The 16,661-nt window shown below is 73.8% G+C and carries 18 protein-coding genes; 11 read left to right on the forward strand and 7 right to left on the reverse strand.

Annotated features, from left to right (window positions below):
• Window positions 1-1,242: a hypothetical protein gene (locus EXE57_RS15920; protein WP_135079176.1), complete on the reverse strand. Its 1,242-nt coding sequence runs from the start codon at window positions 1,240-1,242 to the stop codon at window positions 1-3.
• A complete protein-coding gene (locus EXE57_RS15925) occupies window positions 1,239-1,772 on the reverse strand; it encodes a SigE family RNA polymerase sigma factor (protein WP_167305935.1) in 534 nt (177 codons plus the stop codon). Before EXE57_RS15925 ends, EXE57_RS15920 begins: the two co-directional genes overlap by 4 nt.
• Window positions 1,773-1,892: 120 nt before the next feature.
• On the opposite strand from EXE57_RS15925, the gene EXE57_RS15930 reads away from it, so the two are divergent.
• The 5 genes from EXE57_RS15930 to EXE57_RS15950 all read left to right on the forward strand — a co-directional run bounded on the left by EXE57_RS15930 (window position 1,893) and on the right by EXE57_RS15950 (window position 4,359).
• A complete protein-coding gene (locus EXE57_RS15930; RefSeq protein ID WP_135079178.1) occupies window positions 1,893-2,264 on the forward strand; it encodes a pyridoxamine 5'-phosphate oxidase family protein in 372 nt (123 codons plus the stop codon).
• A complete protein-coding gene (locus tag EXE57_RS15935; protein WP_135079180.1) occupies window positions 2,261-2,986 on the forward strand; it encodes a VOC family protein in 726 nt (241 codons plus the stop codon). The genes EXE57_RS15930 and EXE57_RS15935 overlap by 4 nt, the downstream gene beginning before the upstream one ends.
• Entirely contained in the window at window positions 2,983-3,507 is a 525-nt protein-coding gene (locus EXE57_RS15940; RefSeq protein WP_135079182.1) for a DinB family protein, read from the forward strand. The genes EXE57_RS15935 and EXE57_RS15940 overlap by 4 nt, the downstream gene beginning before the upstream one ends.
• Window positions 3,504-3,992, forward strand: coding sequence for a GNAT family N-acetyltransferase (locus EXE57_RS15945; RefSeq protein WP_135079184.1), 489 nt, complete (start codon window positions 3,504-3,506; stop codon window positions 3,990-3,992). Before EXE57_RS15940 ends, EXE57_RS15945 begins: the two co-directional genes overlap by 4 nt.
• Window positions 3,993-4,053: 61 nt before the next feature.
• Window positions 4,054-4,359: a putative quinol monooxygenase gene (locus EXE57_RS15950; protein ID WP_341869405.1), complete on the forward strand. Its 306-nt coding sequence runs from the start codon at window positions 4,054-4,056 to the stop codon at window positions 4,357-4,359.
• Window positions 4,360-4,387: 28 nt separating this feature from the next.
• On the opposite strand, the gene EXE57_RS15955 is transcribed toward EXE57_RS15950, so the two are convergent.
• Window positions 4,388-5,719 (reverse strand): ABC1 kinase family protein, encoded by a 1,332-nt coding sequence (locus EXE57_RS15955; protein ID WP_135079188.1) that lies wholly within the window; start codon window positions 5,717-5,719, stop codon window positions 4,388-4,390.
• 90 nt (window positions 5,720-5,809) lie between these two features.
• Between EXE57_RS15955 and EXE57_RS15960 the strand changes: the two genes are divergently transcribed.
• Window positions 5,810-6,637 (forward strand): hypothetical protein, encoded by an 828-nt coding sequence (locus EXE57_RS15960; RefSeq protein WP_135079190.1) that lies wholly within the window; start codon window positions 5,810-5,812, stop codon window positions 6,635-6,637.
• Between the two features lie 3 nt (window positions 6,638-6,640).
• Here EXE57_RS15960 and EXE57_RS15965 read toward each other — a convergent pair whose 3' ends face one another.
• From EXE57_RS15965 to EXE57_RS15975, 3 genes are all read right to left on the reverse strand, one after another.
• A complete protein-coding gene (locus tag EXE57_RS15965) occupies window positions 6,641-8,323 on the reverse strand; it encodes a copper resistance CopC/CopD family protein (protein ID WP_135079192.1) in 1,683 nt (560 codons plus the stop codon).
• Window positions 8,320-9,054 carry a YcnI family copper-binding membrane protein gene (locus EXE57_RS15970; protein WP_135079194.1) on the reverse strand — a complete coding sequence of 245 codons (735 nt, stop codon included), beginning with the start codon at window positions 9,052-9,054 and terminating at the stop codon, window positions 8,320-8,322. The genes EXE57_RS15965 and EXE57_RS15970 overlap by 4 nt, the downstream gene beginning before the upstream one ends.
• A gap of 74 nt (window positions 9,055-9,128) precedes the next feature.
• Window positions 9,129-9,665 carry a hypothetical protein gene (locus EXE57_RS15975; protein ID WP_135079196.1) on the reverse strand — a complete coding sequence of 179 codons (537 nt, stop codon included), beginning with the start codon at window positions 9,663-9,665 and terminating at the stop codon, window positions 9,129-9,131.
• A gap of 60 nt (window positions 9,666-9,725) precedes the next feature.
• Here EXE57_RS15975 and EXE57_RS15980 point away from each other — a divergent pair, with 60 nt between their 5' ends.
• The 3 genes from EXE57_RS15980 (at window position 9,726) to EXE57_RS15990 (ending at window position 13,346) form a co-directional block, all read left to right on the forward strand.
• The gene (locus EXE57_RS15980; protein ID WP_167305936.1) at window positions 9,726-10,181 is read left to right on the forward strand and encodes a GNAT family N-acetyltransferase; all 456 of its coding nucleotides are present in this window, start codon (window positions 9,726-9,728) and stop codon (window positions 10,179-10,181) included.
• Window positions 10,182-10,250: 69 nt separating this feature from the next.
• Window positions 10,251-11,057 carry an isocitrate lyase/PEP mutase family protein gene (locus EXE57_RS15985; protein WP_135079200.1) on the forward strand — a complete coding sequence of 269 codons (807 nt, stop codon included), beginning with the start codon at window positions 10,251-10,253 and terminating at the stop codon, window positions 11,055-11,057.
• Window positions 11,058-11,171: 114 nt separating this feature from the next.
• Window positions 11,172-13,346, forward strand: coding sequence for an AGE family epimerase/isomerase (locus EXE57_RS15990; protein WP_135079202.1), 2,175 nt, complete (start codon window positions 11,172-11,174; stop codon window positions 13,344-13,346).
• 23 nt (window positions 13,347-13,369) lie between these two features.
• Here the strand turns inward: EXE57_RS15990 and msrA are convergent, their stop codons facing one another.
• A complete protein-coding gene (gene msrA / locus EXE57_RS15995; protein ID WP_135079203.1) occupies window positions 13,370-14,014 on the reverse strand; it encodes a peptide-methionine (S)-S-oxide reductase MsrA in 645 nt (214 codons plus the stop codon).
• Between the two features lie 104 nt (window positions 14,015-14,118).
• Here msrA and EXE57_RS16000 point away from each other — a divergent pair, with 104 nt between their 5' ends.
• Both EXE57_RS16000 and EXE57_RS16005 read left to right on the forward strand, forming a co-directional pair.
• Window positions 14,119-15,282, forward strand: coding sequence for a cystathionine gamma-synthase (locus EXE57_RS16000; RefSeq protein ID WP_135079204.1), 1,164 nt, complete (start codon window positions 14,119-14,121; stop codon window positions 15,280-15,282).
• Complete coding sequence (locus EXE57_RS16005) at window positions 15,275-16,660, forward strand: glutamate mutase L (protein ID WP_208542879.1); 1,386 nt, start codon at window positions 15,275-15,277, stop codon at window positions 16,658-16,660. Before EXE57_RS16000 ends, EXE57_RS16005 begins: the two co-directional genes overlap by 8 nt.
• Window position 16,661: the final 1 nt, after the last annotated feature.

Genomic DNA, 16,661 nt, shown 5'->3' on the forward strand with positions numbered 1-16,661 from the left:
TCACTGCCGGTCGAGGTCGCCCGGCAGGAAGTACTCGATGGACATCTGGGACGGCAGCGCCTCTCCGCTCTTCGTCACGGACCCGTTGAGCTCGAACCGCAGCACCTGCTGGTTGCGACCCTGCTCGACCACGGCCACGACCGTGTCGTCGTCCTCCCAGACGGCCGACATCACCATGGCTGCGTCCTCCCGCCGGGGGCTGCTGGTCCACTCGACGACCGGCTCGCCGGTGGCGGCGTCGAGGACGGCCAGGGCGGGTGACCCGAGGTCGAAGTAGGTCGGGAAGCCGAGCAGCAGCTGCCCGTCCGGGCTGAACGCGCCGAGCTGGTGGTCGCAGGTCTCGTGGACGAGCCCCGGCTGCGCCGGGTCGGTGCGACGTACCTCCGAGCAGGTGCTGTCGCCGCGGAACTGGGTCTGTCCCGCCACGAGCCCGGCGACCTCGGAGATGCCGCCGACGGCCTGGAAGCCTGCCAGGGACGGCTCCTCGAAGTCCCAGCCGTTCGGGCCGGCGCCACGGTACGACGTGTCGCCCGAGGTGTCGTCGAACAGGGAGACGGCCACGAGCTCCGGGGACAGGAATCCCTCGATCTGGGAGCGCGAGGAGACCGAGGTGTAGATGGGCTGCCCACCGTCGGCCGGGGCGTTGACGAGGGTCCCCGTCCCGCCGCCGCCCTCGACGTCGAGCCAGGCCACGCGCGTGCCGTCGCTGCTGGGGGCGAGTCCGGGACCGCTCGGGCTCGCCGAGACCTCCTCGAGGTCGGCGTCGAGCACGACCACCTCGTGGCCGGTGGGGGAGCTTCTGCTAGCCCGGATGCCGACCCAGCCCTCGTCGTACGGCGCGATCTGGACGAAGCTGCCCGGCAGGTCGAGCGTGCGGTCGGGGGTGACGTACGTCTGGTCGCCGAAGACGATGTAGCCGGTGTCCGGCACCGGACCCTCCGGCACGTCGAGGGTGAGCGGGAAGGTCCCGTCCGCCCGCGGCGTCGGGTCCACGGCCTCGCTGGGCGTGTCGACGACCGGCGGCCGGTCGCCGCGACCGGCCCCGTCGCCGCCGAGCAGGCCGATGGGGAGCGCGATCGCGGCGACCGCGACGGCGGCCACCCCAGCGGCGGCGAGTCGGCGCGTACGGCGGATCGCGTGGGCCCGGCCCCGGACGTCGTCGAGGCTGAGCGGCGCATCGGTCATGCCGTCCACCTGCTCGTGGAGCTGGCGCGTCAGTCGGGTGGTCAGCTGGTCGTTCATCGCTCCTCCTCCCGGGGGTTCAGGCCCTCGGGCGCCCGTTGGCGCAGGGTGGCCAGCGCACGGCTGGCCTGGGACTTCACGGTGCCGACGGAGATGCCGAGCACCTCGGCGGTCTCGGCCTCCGACATCTCCTCGTAGTAGCGCAGCACCACGACGGCCCGCGCCTTGCGCGGGAGCGTCTGGACCAGGTCCCACAGCTCGCCGCTGCCGCCGGCGTCGTAGGTGTCGTGGTGGCTGCTCTCGGGCAGCACCTCGGTGGTGAGCTCGCGCCGCTTCCACGCCCTGCGCCAGAGCGAGTTGTGCTCGTTGACCAGGATCCGGCGGACGTAGGCGTCGATCGAGCCGCGGTCGTGGACCTTGTCCCAGGCGAGGTAGAGCTTGGCGAACGCGACCTGGACCAGGTCCTCGGCGGTGTGCCGGTCACCCGTCAGGAGGTATGCGGTGCGCAGCAGGCTCGCCTGGCGCGCGTGCATGTACGACGAGAAGTCGGCGTCGCGAGCAGTCAGCGTGTCGCTCCCGTGAGCTGACATGGTCACCCCCGTCCCTGCGGCTGCGTGCATCCGGTGCACCTCCATTCCATCGCCACCAAGACGCGAAATGTGGGAGGCAGGTTGCATTCGGGCGACGCCGACCTGCCTATGCTCGGCGGCATGAGCATCCCGGTGGAGATCCCGAAGCTCGCGGAGGCGCTGGCGGACTTCGGTGCCGGCTACCTCCTGACCGCCGCGGCGGACGGGCGGGTCAAGGCGGTGACCGTCGAGCCGACGCTCGTCGACGGGGTGCTGCGCTGCCCGGCGAGCCGCGGCTCGGCCCGCAACCTGGCGGGCAACCCCGCCGCCACCCTGGTCTTCTGGCCACGGCAGGAGCACGGCTGCTCCCTCCTGGTCGACGGGACCGCCACCGCCGACGACGAGGCCATCGCCCTCACCCCGGAGACGGCGGTGCTCCACCGCCCCGCGGACCACGCCGACGGGCCGGTCGCCGGTGACGGCTGCGGCCACGACTGCTCCCCGGTCGCGTGACGCCCTTCTGGGTCAGCGCGTTCCTCGACCTCGCCCCCGAGGCGTACGACGACGGGCTGGCGTTCTGGAGCGGCGTGACGGGCGCGGCGGTCTCGGCGACCCGGGGTGCGGCCGGTGAGCTCGTGTCGCTCGTGCCGGCGGAGGGCGACGGCCACCTGCGGGTGCAGCGGCTCGTGGCCGGACGGTCCCGGATCCACCTCGACCTCCACGTCGACGATCCACGGGCCGCGGCAGACCGGGCGGTCGCGCTGGGTGCGCGCGAGGTGGCTGACGTGGGCCACGTCGTGATGGCGTCCCCCGGGGGACTGCCGTTCTGCCTCGTCACCCACCCGGCGGCCACGCCGGCTGCCGCCGTCGACTGGGGCGGCCACTCCTCGGCCGTCGACCAGGTCTGCGTGGACGTGCCCCACGAGCTCCACGACCGCGAGGTCGCCTTCTGGCAGGCCCTGACCGGCCGTGTGCTCGCCCCCTCGCCCGGGCACGCGGAGTTCCAGCGGCTGCATCGCCCCGACGGCGAGCCGTTGCACCTGCTGCTGCAACGCCTCGGGGAGCCGCTGGGCGAGGTCCGGGGCCACCTCGACCTCGCGACCAGCGACCGGGCCGCCGAGACCGCGCGTCACGTCGCGCTGGGCGCGACCGAGGTCGCCACCTTCGACAGCTGGACGGTGCTGACCGACCCGGCCGGCTCGGCGTACTGCATCACCGACCGGGAGCCACGATGACGATCCAGCGCACCTACCCGCCCGCGGCCGCGGACGAGGCGACCACGCTGCTGGCGTTCCTCGACTTCCAGCGCGCCACGCTGCTGCGGCAGACGGAGGGGCTGGACGGCGCCGACCTGCAGCGCACCCTCGGCCCGAGCCCGTTGACGCTGGGCGGCCTGCTCAAGCACCTGGCGTTCGTCGAGGGGTTCTGGTTCCGGTACGTGTTCGCCGGCGAGGAGCAGGTGGAGCCCTGGGCCTCGGTCGACTGGAAGGCCGACCGGGACTGGGACTTCCACTCCGCCGCCGACGACTCCCCGGAGGAGCTGCGGGCCCTCTTCGACGCCGAGGTGCTCGCGGCCGACGCGGTCCTGCACCAGGCTCTCGTCGACGGTGACCTCGGCGCGCTCGCCGCCCGGGTCCGGCACGGCAAGAAGCCCAGCCTGCGCTGGATCGTCGTCCACATGGTCGAGGAGTACGCGCGGCACTGCGGGCACGCCGACCTGATCCGGGAGTCGATCGACGGAGCGAGGGACCTGTGATCCGCGACGCCACCGACGCCGACTGGCCGGCGATCTGGCCGATCTTCCGCGACACGGTCGCGGCAGGCGAGACCTACGCCTATCCCGAGGACCTCGGGTCCGAGGACGCGCGCCGCCTCTGGATGGAGCGACCGCCCGGCCTGACGGTCGTGCTCGACGAGGACGGGGAGGTCCTCGGCACCGCCAAGATGGGGCCGAACCGGCCGGGCCGCGGCGACCACGTCGGCACCGCGTCGTTCATGGTCGCACCGGCCGCGCGCGGCCGCGGCGTGGGTCGCCGGCTCGCCGAGTGGGTCGTCGCGTGGCACCGCGCGGAGGGCTACCGCGGCATCCAGTTCAACGCCGTCGTCGAGACCAACACCGCTGCCGTGGCGCTCTGGCACGCGCTCGGCTTCGTGACGATCGGCACCGTGCCCGGCGCCTTCCGATCGGCGAGCCACGGGCCGGTCGGGCTGCACGTGATGTGGCTGGACCTCGCCGGGTGACCGTTCGGTACGTTCGTGTGCCACCACCACCCCCGGAAGGACTCCGATGATCTTCATCTGCGTGAAGTTCCCCGTGAAGCCCGAGCACGCCGACGACTGGGTCGAGCTCACCCGTGACTTCACCGAGGCGACCCGGGCCGAGGAGGGCAACCTCTTCTTCGACTGGTCGCGCAGCGTCGAGGACCCCACCGAGTACGTCCTCGTCGAGGGCTTCCGCGACGACGCCGCCGAGGCGCACGTGACCTCCCCCCACTTCAAGCAGGCCCAGGCCGACCTGCCTCAGTACCTGCGCGAGACGCCGTACATCCGCAACCAGCTGATGGAGGGTGACCACTGGGACCGGTTGGGGGAGTTCGAGGTGGGGTGAGGGGGCTGTCCCGCTCTCCCCGGACCACTCACCCCGCGAACCCCGGCAGGTGCTCCTCCATGATCGCCCGGAACGGCGCCTCGGCCTCGAGCTGCGAGAGCAGGCCGAGCCCGCCGAGCCAGGTGCGGTGGATGAGGAGGTACGACGAGGGGAGGTTGAGCTTGGTGGCGGTGGTGAACGCCGGGTTGCGCGGGTCGTTGATCCGCTCGAACTGAGCGCGCATCCAGGCGCGCGTGAAGCGGAAGGTCTCGGTCCGGGTCGGCTCGATGAACGGAGCGAGGTAGTCGAGCACGCGCTGCGGGTCGACCCGCGTCTGCTCCTTGATGAACCCCTCCTCCCGCAGCCCGGCCACGAGATCGTCGGCGCTGTTCTCGGCGGCGACGCGGATCAGCCGGCCCATGGCGCTCGGCAGCCGCCGCTCGGGCAGCCGCGCGACCGCGCCGAAGTCGAGCACGCCGATCCGGCCGGGCCCGCCGTCCGGCCCGGGGAGGATCCGGAAGTTGCCCGGGTGCGGGTCGGCGTGCAGCATCCCGGTCCGCGCCGGTCCGTCGAACAGGAACGTCACGAAGACCCGGCCGTAGTGGTCGCGCTCGGCCTGGGTCCCCTCGCGGATCACGTGGGCCAGGGAGTGCGGGCTGTCCAGCCACTCGCTCACGAGCACCTGCTCGCCGACCGCCACCACCTCGGGCACGACGATGGCGGGGTCGTCGCGGAAGGCGTCGGCGTACGCCGTCTGCGCCTCGGCCTCGAGCGCGTAGTCGAGCTCGTCGGCGGCGCGCGCCTGCAGCTCGGCCACCAGCGGCTTGATGTCGAGGCCGGGGAAGACCGGCGCGACGCCGCGGGCGACGCGGGCGAGCTGGCGCAGGTCGGACATCAGCGCCTCCCCGGCGCCGGGGTACTGGACCTTCACCGCGACGTCACGGCCGTCGTGCCAGCGGCCCCGGTGCACCTGGCCGATCGACGCCGCGGCGGCCGGGGCGCCGTCGAGGTGCACCAGCAGGTCCTGCCAGTCCGGGCCGAGCGACCGGGCGATCTGCTCGCGCACCGTCTGGGTCGGCATCGGGGGTGCGGAGTCCTGCAGCCGGGTCAGCTCCTCGCGGTACGGCGCCGCGACCTCGTCGGGCAGCGCGGCCTCGAGCACGCTCAGCGCCTGCCCGAACTTCATCGCCCCGCCCTTGAGCTCGCCCAGGGTGCGGAACAGCTGCTCCGCCGTCCGCTGCTGCACCTCGCTCACGACCAGCTCGGCCGGGCGACCTCCGAGCCGCTTGCCGAACCCGACGGCCTGGCGACCGGCGTACCCGAGGGGCAGCGCGGCCAGCCGCGCGGTGCGCGCGGCGGCCTTGCGAGGGAGGTCGGGCATGAGGCCATTGTGGCCGACGGGTGGGCGCCGCGTCCCCTGACTTCGGGGTGGGCGGCCCGGTCTCACCGGGTGGGAAGCACAATGGGGGGCATGGTGCGCACGCTCGGGCTCGCCCTCGCCCTCCTGCTCGCGCTGCCCGCGTGCACCTCCGACGCCTCGGACGAGCCCGCCGGCGGCCACTCCCACGGGCCGGGCGGTGCGATGGTCTCGCTGCCGGTCGGCGACGGCACCACCTCGGGCGAGGTCGGCTATGCGCTGCGCGACGTCAGGCTGCCGGACCGGGCCGGCACCACCGGTGAGGTGGGCTTCCGGATCGAGGGTGCTGAGGGCGAACCGGTCACCCAGTTCCTGGAGGAGCAGACCCGCGACCTCCACCTGTACGTCGTCCGCGAGGATCTCGGCGTCTTCCGGCACCTGCACCCCACGATGGCCGTCGACGGCACCTGGACCGCCCCCGTGGTCCTGCCCGGCAGGGGCGACTACCGCGTCGTGGCGGAGTTCGTGGCCGAGGACGCCGGCGGCAACGGCGACCACGTCGTCCTCGGGGAGTCGGTCCCGGTCGCCGCGGGTCCGACCGTCGAGGCCGACCCGGTCGACCCGCTCGTCGACGTCGCGGTCACGAGGTCGCCCCGCGCCGGCGCCAACGGCCGGATGCAGCTCACGGTCAGCGACACCGAGGGGCGCCCGGTCCGGCTCGACACCTACCTCGGCGCGTACGGGCACGTGACCGGCTTCCACACGGGCACCGGCTCCATGCTCCACCTGCACCCGATGAGCGCGCCGGAGGTCACCGAGGACGGCGCCACCCTCACCTTCCACTCCGAGATCGAGTTCGCCGGCGACTACGTCCTCTTCGTGCAGGTGCGGGTCGACGGCTACCTCCACCGGGTCCCGGTCGAGGTCAGCGTCGCGGCCTGACCCTCACTCGGGGACGTCGATCCTCACGGTCGAGACGGGCGCCTCGAAGCGGCTCAACCGGGTGCTCACCTGGACCTCCCAGACGCCGGCCCGGGGCAGCACCACCCGGGCCTGCCAGGTCCCGGCGTCGCTCGCGGTGAGCTCGACGTCACCGAGGTCGACGTCGCCCGAGCGCAGCGACACCTCGGGCGCGGTCGGCGGCGTGACCGGCTCGCCGGTCCCGTCCTGGAGCTGGACGAGCAGCGTGGTCGCCCCCTGCCGGCGCGGGCTGAGGGCGGCGTACACCTGGAGGTCGCCGGACGACTCCGCGGCCTCGACGCCCGTGGTGCCCTCCGGTGCGTCGACCGGGGCCGGCCGGGGCGACTGGTTGACGAGGAAGCCGGTGACGCCGAGCAGCGCCACGACGACGGTCGCCTCCGCGACGAGGGTGCGCGAGACCAGGGTGGCGGCGCGGGTGCGGTCGCCGAACCCGGCCGCCGCCCGCACCCGGGGCAGCATGCCGAAGCGGTTCCACCCGCCCAGGGCGGCGACCACCAGGGCCAGCCCGATCTTGACCAGCAGCAGCTGACCGTACGTGGTGTCGAGGAAGGCCGACCAGGAGCCGAGGATCCGCCAGGCGAGCATCGTCCCGGTCGCGGCGACCGCGAGCAGCAGACCACCCGCCAGCGCCGAGAAGCGGGCCAGCGTGACCGCAGCCAGCTCCTCCCTGCCGGCGAGCGCACGCAGCGCGACGACCAGCCCGACCAGGCCACCGAGCCAGGTCGCCCCGGCGGCGACGTGGACCACGTCGCTGACCACCAGCAGCACCTCGGGCTGGTAGGACCGGGTGTGGCCCACGACCGCCGGCGAGGCGACCGCGAGCGCGGCCCCGACCAGCAGGGCCGGACGCTGGGTGCGGTCCGGGGGCACGCTCGAGAGGGACACCACGACCACGCCGAGACCGGCGACCAGCAGGACGACGGAGAGGATCTCGGCGGTGACCAGGCCGGGGTCGAGCGAGCCGGGGAGGTCGCCCAGCTCCAGGCCCTGCGCGTACGTCGACGCCACGGGGACCATCAGCAGGGCAGCGACCGTCGCCACCGCAGCGGCCACGCGGGTGGTGCGGCGGATCCGGAGCCGGGTCTGCTGGCCGCCGTAGGAGCCGGGGAGGACCAGGGCGACGAACGCGGCGAGCCCGGCGGCGACGAGCAGCCCGAGGTAGGTGAGTCCCGCGAGCACGCCCTGGACCGCGGTGACCGCGCCCGAGGAGGTCGGAGCGGGCGGCGGGTCGGCCACCTCGGCGCTGGGCTCACCCACCGAGAAGGTGATCGACCCCGAGATCGGGTGCCCGTCGGCGGAGATCACCGCCCAGGCGACGACGAAGGTGCCGCGCCCCAGGGCCTCCGGGTCGGTGAGCGTCACGGTGACCTCGTCGTCGGAGGCGGCCGCCTCCGAGGGCACGGACACGCCGGCGGCGTCGTAGACGGTGATCTCGCGGTCGGTGAGGCGGACCGGCTCGGTGAAGGTCAGCGTCACGGCCTCCGGCGCGGTGTCCAGCACCGCGCCGTCGGCCGGGTCGGTCCCGAGCAGCTCGGCGTGGGCCGCGGCGGGACCGGCACCGAGGAGGACGGCGCAGGCGGCGACCAGCGCGGTGACGGCGAGCCGCAGGCCCAGCCGCCACCGCACCGGTCGACCGCCCACGGTCACGCGGGCTTCCGGGTCCGCGCCAGGGCGGTGCCACCCGCGACGAGGCCGAGCGCGCCGAGGACCAGGCCGGCCCAGCCGACCGCACTGGTGCCGTCGGTCGTCGCGGCGGCCTCCTGGGTCCCGTCCGCTGAGTCGGAGGTGGCTGCGGCCTCGGTGTCCGAGGCCTCCTCGTCGGAGTGGCCGTCGCCCTCCTCGCTGGCCGGGAGGATCTCGAAGGACGGGGCCGGGTGCTCCAGCTCCTCGGCGTCCTGACCCTCCTGCGGCACCTCGACCCAGCCCGTCTCGCCCTGCTCGCAGGTCTGGATGGTCGGGAAGACGAGCTGCTCACCGGCAGCGTCAGGGACCTGGAAGGACAGCTCGAAGGTGTCCCGCTGCCCCTCGGGGAGCGGCTCCTTGGCGGTGTAGACGATGCTGCCGGTTCGCTCGGTCACCTCGTTGCCGTGGGCGTCGGAGACGGGCTCGTCGAGCTGCTCGATGTTCGCCTCGAGGTCGTAGAGCGGGTTGCGGGTCGGCGTGACGGAGAGCACCGACTCCGGGACCTGGATCTCGATCCGGGTCGTGGGTGAGCCCTCGCAGCCGTGCGGGACGCTCATGGTGAGCACGGTGTACGAGCCGGCGTTCGCCACCGACGGGGTGCCGGAGACGTGGGCCTGGGCCGGGGCCGCGACGAGGGCGGCGATGCCGGTGGCGGCGGTGAGCGCGCCGAGGCGCGTGAGGGTACGACGGGACATGCTGGTCCTCCGATTGGGGACGGGTGTGGGTGTGCTGGTCGGCGGCGTGCCGCGTCGACCGGGCAGAGCCGGAATCAGGCGCGGCTGGGCGCCTGCGGAGGACCGCGACCCGGGGCGGTCGCGAGGTCGAGCCGCGCCAGCAGCACGCCGAGGTCGCGCAGCACGAGGCCGCGGTCGTGGCGGCCGCCGGCGTAGGGCAGCGCGAGCGCGAGGACGGTGAGCACCTGGTGGGCGGCACGGGAGCAGAGCTGCCAGACCAGGGCGGTCAGCAGCGTGACCGCCGTGTGGGCTGCCAGCATCTGCCAGGTCCAGAGCCCCTGGCCGGTTGCGGCGGCGTGAGCCGCGTGCTCACCGGCCCCCGTGGCGAAAGCCGTGTGCAGGCCGACCTGTGCGAGCGCGACGGCCGGGAGCAGCACCACGGGTCGGACGCTGCCGCGCAGGACCAGGCGGCTGGCCGCGAGCACCAGCCCGCCGAGCGCCAGCAGACCGGGTCCGGAGGGCAGGTGGCCGCCGGCCCAGGTGTGGGCGCAGGTCGCGCCCGCCATGACCAGGACGGTCGCCGCCACCGCACGCCACCCGGCGTACGGCGCTCGCTCGGACCGGACCGTCACGGCGCCATCATGTCAGGTGCCCGGCGGGGTGTTCGGCGGAGCAGTGCGACGATGGGGGTCATGCACGACTTCCACGTGGTCGACCCGTCGTCGCCGCCGGCTCGGTGGGCGATGGAGCAGTACTTCTCCGAGATCGGCCAGGCCTTCGGCTTCGAGGCCGGTTCGGCGCTCGACGACGCCGTGCAGGCGTACGCCCCGCCGCGTGGCCTGTTCGTCCTGGCGGGGCCGGACGACGAGCCCGTGGCGTGTGGTGCGGTGCAGTTCCTCGACCGGGACCGCGGTGAGATCAAGCGGATGTGGGTGGCGCCCTGGGCGCGGGGCCGGGGGCTGGCCGCCGCGCTGCTGGCCTACCTGGAGGGCCTGATCCGCGAGTCCGGACGGGGGCAGTCGCTGCTCGACACCAACAGCAGCCTCACGGTGGCGGTGTCGCTCTACGAGTCGCGTGGCTACCACCGCGTGGAGGACTACAACGGCAACGCCGACGCCGACGTGTGGTTCGCCAAGGACCTGGACTGACCCACGACCGGTCTTGACCGGCCTCGCGCCCGGTCCCACTGTGGGAGGAACCCGAGAAGGGGGACGCCGATGGGTACGCAGGCCGATCGCGTCGCCGAGTTCCGCCGGCTGCACGCCTCCGGCTGCTTCGTGATGCCCAACCCGTGGGACGCCGGCACCGCCCGCGCCCTCGAGCAGCTGGGGTTCCCGGCCCTGGCCACCACCAGCGCCGGCCTCGCCTGGACGCTGGGCGTCACCGACACCGAGGTCACCGTCGACCAGACCCTCGCCCACCTCCGGGTCGTCGCGGACGTCGTCCGCGTCCCGGTGAACGCCGACTTCCAGGCCGGGTTCGCCGACTCCCCGTCGGGGGTCGCCGCCAACGTGGCACGGGCCGTCGACACGGGCATCGCCGGGTTGTCGATCGAGGACGCCTCGGGAGACCCGGCCGACCCGCTCCTCGAGCTCGACGTCGCGGTGGCGCGGTTGGCCGCGGCGCGACGCGCCATCGACGAGAGCGGTAGCGGGGTGCTGCTCACCGGGCGGTCCGAGGGGTTCGTGGTGGGCCGACCGGACCTCGACGAGACGGTTCGCCGGCTGCTCGCCTACGCGGAGGCCGGGGCCGACTGCCTCTACGCCCCTCGGCTGACCACCCTGGAGCAGGTCGAGACGGTCGTCTCTGCGGTGGCGCCCAGGCCCGTCAACCTGCTCGCCAACGCCCCGTTCGTCACGGTCGCCGAGGCCGAGCGGCTCGGCGTACGGCGCATCAGTGTCGGTGGCACCCTCGCCCGGGCGGCCTGGGGAGGGTTCCTGGAGGCGGCTCGGGAGATCGCGGGCGCGGGCACCTTCACCGCCTTCGAGGGCCTGCCGGACGTCGAGGGGCTGCTCGCCCGCTGACCGCTGGGCGACCCCGGCCGAGGTCAGCACTTGTACCGATGGCGTCTTCCGTGTCGTGACCCGACGATGGCGGCAACGGCCCGCGCCGGCTCGGGCCTGGCCCCGGGAGGCGCCATGACGACCCGCCAGCTGCTCACGACGACCGCCCTGCTCGTCGCGCTCTCGCCGGCAGTCGCCTCCGCCTCGCAGGGCGAACCGGAGGCCGACGCCGCCGGCGGTGCCGCAGCGGTCGCCGGCGCCGGCGGTGCGACGACCGTACGAGCGGTGCCGGAGGTGCTGGCCTCGCGCACCTGGCTCCGGCACCTTCGCCGCGACCTGCTGCCCTACTGGGAGATGCCGGTCGCGCTGGGCACGCCGCTGGGGAACTACCCGTCCTGGCGCGACGGGGCAGGGGAGCTCGACCCGACCAGGGGAACCTGGCGTGGGGTCTCCACCCTCGCGCGGGGGGTGTACGGCTACAGCGTGGCCTTCCACCTGACGGGGGAGGAGCGGTACCTGACCTACGCCCGGGCGGGGTTGGAGTGGCTGGCGGAGCACGGGTTCGACGACGTCCGAGGCGGCTGGTACCGCGACCTCACGGAGACCGGTGAGCCGCTCGACCCCTCGGACAGCAAGCAGCTCTTCGACCTCGCGTCGCTGGGTCTCGCCTACGGCATGTACTTCAACGTCACCCGGGAGCCCTGGGCCGAGGCAGGGCTGCTGCAGGTCCGCGACCTGATCTTCCAGCGCTACCACGACCCCGCGACCGGTCGGTTCTTCGACGCCCGGTCGGCCAACATGGCGCGCACGGTCGACATCGGCAACAACGGCGGCGACATCGTCAACATGCTGGTCCCCGGGACGGCGCTGCTGCTGCCCAACGCCGACCTGCTCACCGAGTCCTCCCGGCGCGCCCAGTTCCGCTCCGACCTCCGCGTGACCACGCAGGCGCTGATCGACCAGCACCGCAACCACACCTCACCCGAGACCTGGTGGTTCTGGGGGCGAACCGGGCGGATCGGCATCCACACCGCCCTGCAGACCGACTTCGGGCACACGATCAAGAGCCACGAGATGATCCACAACGCCAACCAGGTGTTCGCGGACCGCCCGTGGGAGGCGTTGGCGTCCGACCGGGACCTGCTCCTCGCCACGGCATGGGACGAAGCCGCGGCGCGCTGGCACGACGACCTGGTCGACTTCTCGGGCGCCGCCGAGCTCGACAGCCCCTGGTGGGTGCACAACGAGGCTGACCAGACCCTGGCCGCGCTGGACCTCCGCGAGGACTTCGCCCGCAGCGGGTGGCTGGCGCGCAGCGCGCAGGGCTGGCTCGACGCGTTCGTCGACCCGGTGTTTCCCCACGAGACCTGGACCCGCCCCCTCCGCGACGGGAGCTTCATGGTTCCCGGCGGCGACGAGAAGGCCGGCCGGGGCAAGAACATGTACCACGTCTTCGAGCACGCGCTCGTGATGTATCTCCACGGCCGTGCGATGGAGGGTCGCCCGGCCACGCTGCACTACGCGCTGCCCGACGCCGTGGCCCTGACCGCCGAGGCCGAGCCCTACTGGTTCGACGCCACGACCGAGCACCGGGTGGTCGGCGGGGCGGTGGGCGTGCTCCCCGGGCACCGCCACGTCACGGTCGGGCTCTCCGGGCTCGACCAGGTGCCCGACCCGGTCTTCCCACCGCCGGACGACGACGTCGCGCCGGTGAGCAGCGCCGAGCTCACGCCGCCCGCCAACGCGGCGGGCTGGAGCCGGACGCCGGTCAGGCTGACCCTCACCGCGACCGACGACCTCGCCGGCGTACGCGAGGTGCGGGCGCAGGTGCGCGACCTGACCGGTGGGTCCCCCGACGAGGCGTGGATCTCACCCGGCGACGAGGTCACCGTGGACTTCGCGGAGCAGGGTGACTACGAGGTCACCTTCGCGGCGGTCGACCGGGTCGGCAACACCGAGGACTCCCGGACGGTGCAGGTGCGTGTAGACCTCACTCCGCCGGTTCTCGCCGGTCTGCCGGCCCAGCCCTGCCTGATCTGGCCGCCGAACGGGCGGCTGGTGACGGTGGGCGACGTCACCGGCAGCGACGACCTGTCCGGCCTGTCGGACCTCGCCGTCGGCGTCACCGTCGACGAGCCGGCCGACGGGGACGTCGAGGTCCTCGACGGCGTGGTCCGTGTCCGCGCCGAGCGCGACGGCAGCGGGGACGGGCGTGCCTACACCGTCACGGGCGAAGCGACCGACACAGCGGGCAACGTCACCGTGGCGTCAGCCGTGTGCGAGGTGCCGCACGACCGACGCCCCTCGTAGCCGGGCTGCTCGGGCCGGCGACCTCACGCGGGGAACTTCACCCCGGTGTTGGCGTGGCAGCGGTAGCCGTACGGGTTCTTCGCGAGGTACTGCTGGTGCGGGTCCTCGGCGTAGTAGTACGGCGTCTCGGACGCAGGACGGATCTCGGTCGTGATCGCGCCGAGCCGGCGGCGCGCGAGCTCGTCGCCGTAGACCTTGGTCAGCTCCGCCGCGGTCTGCTCCTGCTCGGGAGTCGTCCAGTAGATCGCTGAGCGGTACTGGGTGCCGACGTCGTTGCCCTGCCGCATGCCCTGGGTCGGGTCGTGGACCTCGAAGAACTTCTTCACCAGGTCGGCGTACGAGACCACCGCGGGGTCGAAGACGATGCGGATCGCCTCGGTGTGGCCGGTCCGGCCGCTGCACACCTCCTCGTACGTCGGGTGCGGGCTCACGCCGCCGGCGTAGCCCACCGACGTCGACCAGACTCCGGGCAGCTGCCAGTAGATCTCCTCGGCGCCCCAGAAGCAGCCGAGGCCGAAGATCGCGACCTCGTGGCCGTCGGGGACCTCGTCGGTCACGACGGGGGTGTGGAGCACGACGTGATCGCCGAGGCTCCACGGGCGCTCGGAACGGCCCGGCAGGGCCTGCTCGGGGGTGATCATCTCGGTCTTCCTGCTCAGGCCGAACATCGGTGCTCCTCGTCTGGAGGCGGTGGAGTGGGGCCTCCACCCTGCCCAACAACGGAGGCCCTCCCAACCTTCCCACCGTCCCGGGCGTGAGTAGGGTCGGTCACGTGAGCCAGGAGCATGCGGAGAAGGCCGGTTTCGAGACGCGCGCGATCCACGCCGGATACGAGCCGGACCCGACGACCGGGGCCGTGATCCCGCCGATCTACGCCACCTCCACCTACAAGCAGGACGGCGTGGGCGGCCTGCGCGGCGGGTACGAGTACAGCCGCTCCGCCAACCCCACCCGGACCGCCCTCGAGGGCGCGCTGGCGGCGGTCGAGGAGGGCGAGCGCGGCTTCGCCTTCGCCTCCGGCCTGGCCTCGGAGGACACCCTGCTCCGCACGGTCTGCCGGCCCGGCGACCACGTCGTGATCCCCGACGACGCGTACGGCGGCACCCACCGGTTGTTCGACAAGGTCGAGCAGGCCTGGGGGCTCGCCCACAGCCCGGCGCCGGTCTCCGACGTCGACGCAGTCCGCGCGGCGATCCGCCCCGGCGAGACGAAGATCGTCTGGGTCGAGACGCCGACCAACCCGCTGCTCAACATCGGCGACATCGAGGCGCTCGCGGGCCTGGCCCACGAGGCCGGCGCGATCCTCGTCGTCGACAACACCTTCGCCTCGCCGTACCTCCAGCAGCCGCTCACGCTCGGCGCCGACGTCGTGATGCACTCCACGACCAAGTACGTCGGCGGCCACTCCGACGTCGTCGGGGGCGCCCTCGTGGTGCGTGACCTCGACCTGGCCGAGCGGGTGGCCTACCACCAGAACGCGCTCGGCGCGGTCCCCGGCCCGTTCGACGCGTTCCTCACCCACCGCGGCCTCAAGACGCTCGGCGTGCGGATGGACCGCCACTGCGACAACGCCGAGGCCGTCGTCGACTTCCTCACCGGTCATCCGGCCGTCACCCAGGTGATCTACCCCGGCCTGGCCGAGCACCCCGGCCACGAGGTCGCCGCCCGCCAGATGACGCGCTTCGGCGGGATGGTCTCGTTCCGGGTCAGCGGTGGGGAGCAGCACGCCCTCGAGGTCTGCGACCGGGCCCGCGTGTTCACGCTGGGCGAGTCGCTGGGTGGGGTCGAGAGCCTCATCGAGCACCCCGGCCGGATGACCCACGCCAGCGTCGCCGGCACCGACCTCGAGGTCCCGGCCGACCTGATCCGTCTCAGCGTCGGGATCGAGACCGCCACCGACCTGGTCGCGGACCTGGAGCAGGCCCTCGGTGACTGAGGCCGCCGGGTCCGGTGGGGCGCTGGTCTGCGTCGACTTCGGCTCCACCTTCACCAAGGCCTCGCTCGTCGACCTCGCCGAGGGGCGGATCGTCGCCGCCGCCAGCCACCCGACCACGATCGGCACCGACGTCCTCGACGGGTTTGCCGCCTGCCGTGACGAGCTGGCCCGCCAGGATCCCCGTGCCGCCGACGCCGCGGTGCTCGCCTGCTCGAGCGCGGGAGGCGGGCTGCGGGTCGCGGTGCTCGGCAACGAGGAGCTCGTCACCGCCGAGGCCGGCCGCCGGGTGGCGCTCTCCAGCGGCGGCAAGGTGGTCGCCGTGCACGCCCTCTCCTCGCCGCGTGTGCCTGACAACGGTCTGGAGGCCGTGCTCGGGCACACGGCGCCGGACGTGGTGCTGCTGACGGGCGGCACCGACGGCGGCAACGCCGAGTCCCTCGTGGCCGGCGCCCGCGCCCTCGTGGACGCCGGCTGGACCGGCCCCGTCGTCGTGGCGGGCTCGGTCGACGCCCACGACGAGGTCGCGGAGGTCCTGGCCGACCTGCCCCACGTGATCGCCCCCAACGTGGTCCCGCGGATCGGGGTGCTCGCCCCCGACGGCGCCCGTGCCGCGATCCGCGAGATCTTCCTGGCCCACGTGATCGGCGGCAAGCACCTCAGCGCGAGCGACGACTTCCGCCGCATGGTCCGGGGTGCCACCCCGGACGTGGTGCTGGCCGGCGTCGAGCTGCTCGCGTACGGACTCGACGAGGAGCATCCCGGGGCCGGGGACGTCGCGGTGGTCGACGTCGGCGGCGCCACGACCGACGTCCACAGCGTCGTGGCGCTCGACCCGGAGGACGCCGGGCTCTCCCGCGAGGTCGTCGCCGTCACCCCCGTCACGCGCACCGTCGAGGGCGACCTCGGCATGCGCTGGTCGGCGCTCTCCACCGTCGAGGCCGCCGGTCTGACCGAGCTGGCCGCCGTGGCGAGCCGGCTCCGGGAGCAACCCGGACACCTCCCGGCCGACGACGCCGAGGCCGACGTCGACGAGCAGATCGCTCGCGCCGCCGTCGGACTGGCGCTGCGGCGCCACGCCGGACGTGCGCGCGTCGTCGTGAGCCCGGAGGGGCGCGTGGTCGAACGGACCGGCAAGGACCTCCGCGAGATCGACCTGCTGGTCGGCTCGGGCGGGGTGCTGCGCAACGGCCGTCCCGGGGTCACCGCTCGCGTCCTGGCCGACAGCCTCGGGGAGGACGTCGAGGGCGGCTGGCAGCTGCCACGGTCACCCCGTGTCGTGGTCGACGTCGAGTACGCCCTGTGTGCGATCGGGCTGCTGGCCCAGGACCACCCCGACGCGGCCCACCGCCTCGCGCAGCGGCTCGCGACCGCTGAGTAGC

Origin of the sequence: Nocardioides euryhalodurans (genome assembly GCF_004564375.1) — a bacterium.
Lineage (GTDB): Bacteria > Actinomycetota > Actinomycetes > Propionibacteriales > Nocardioidaceae > Nocardioides > Nocardioides euryhalodurans.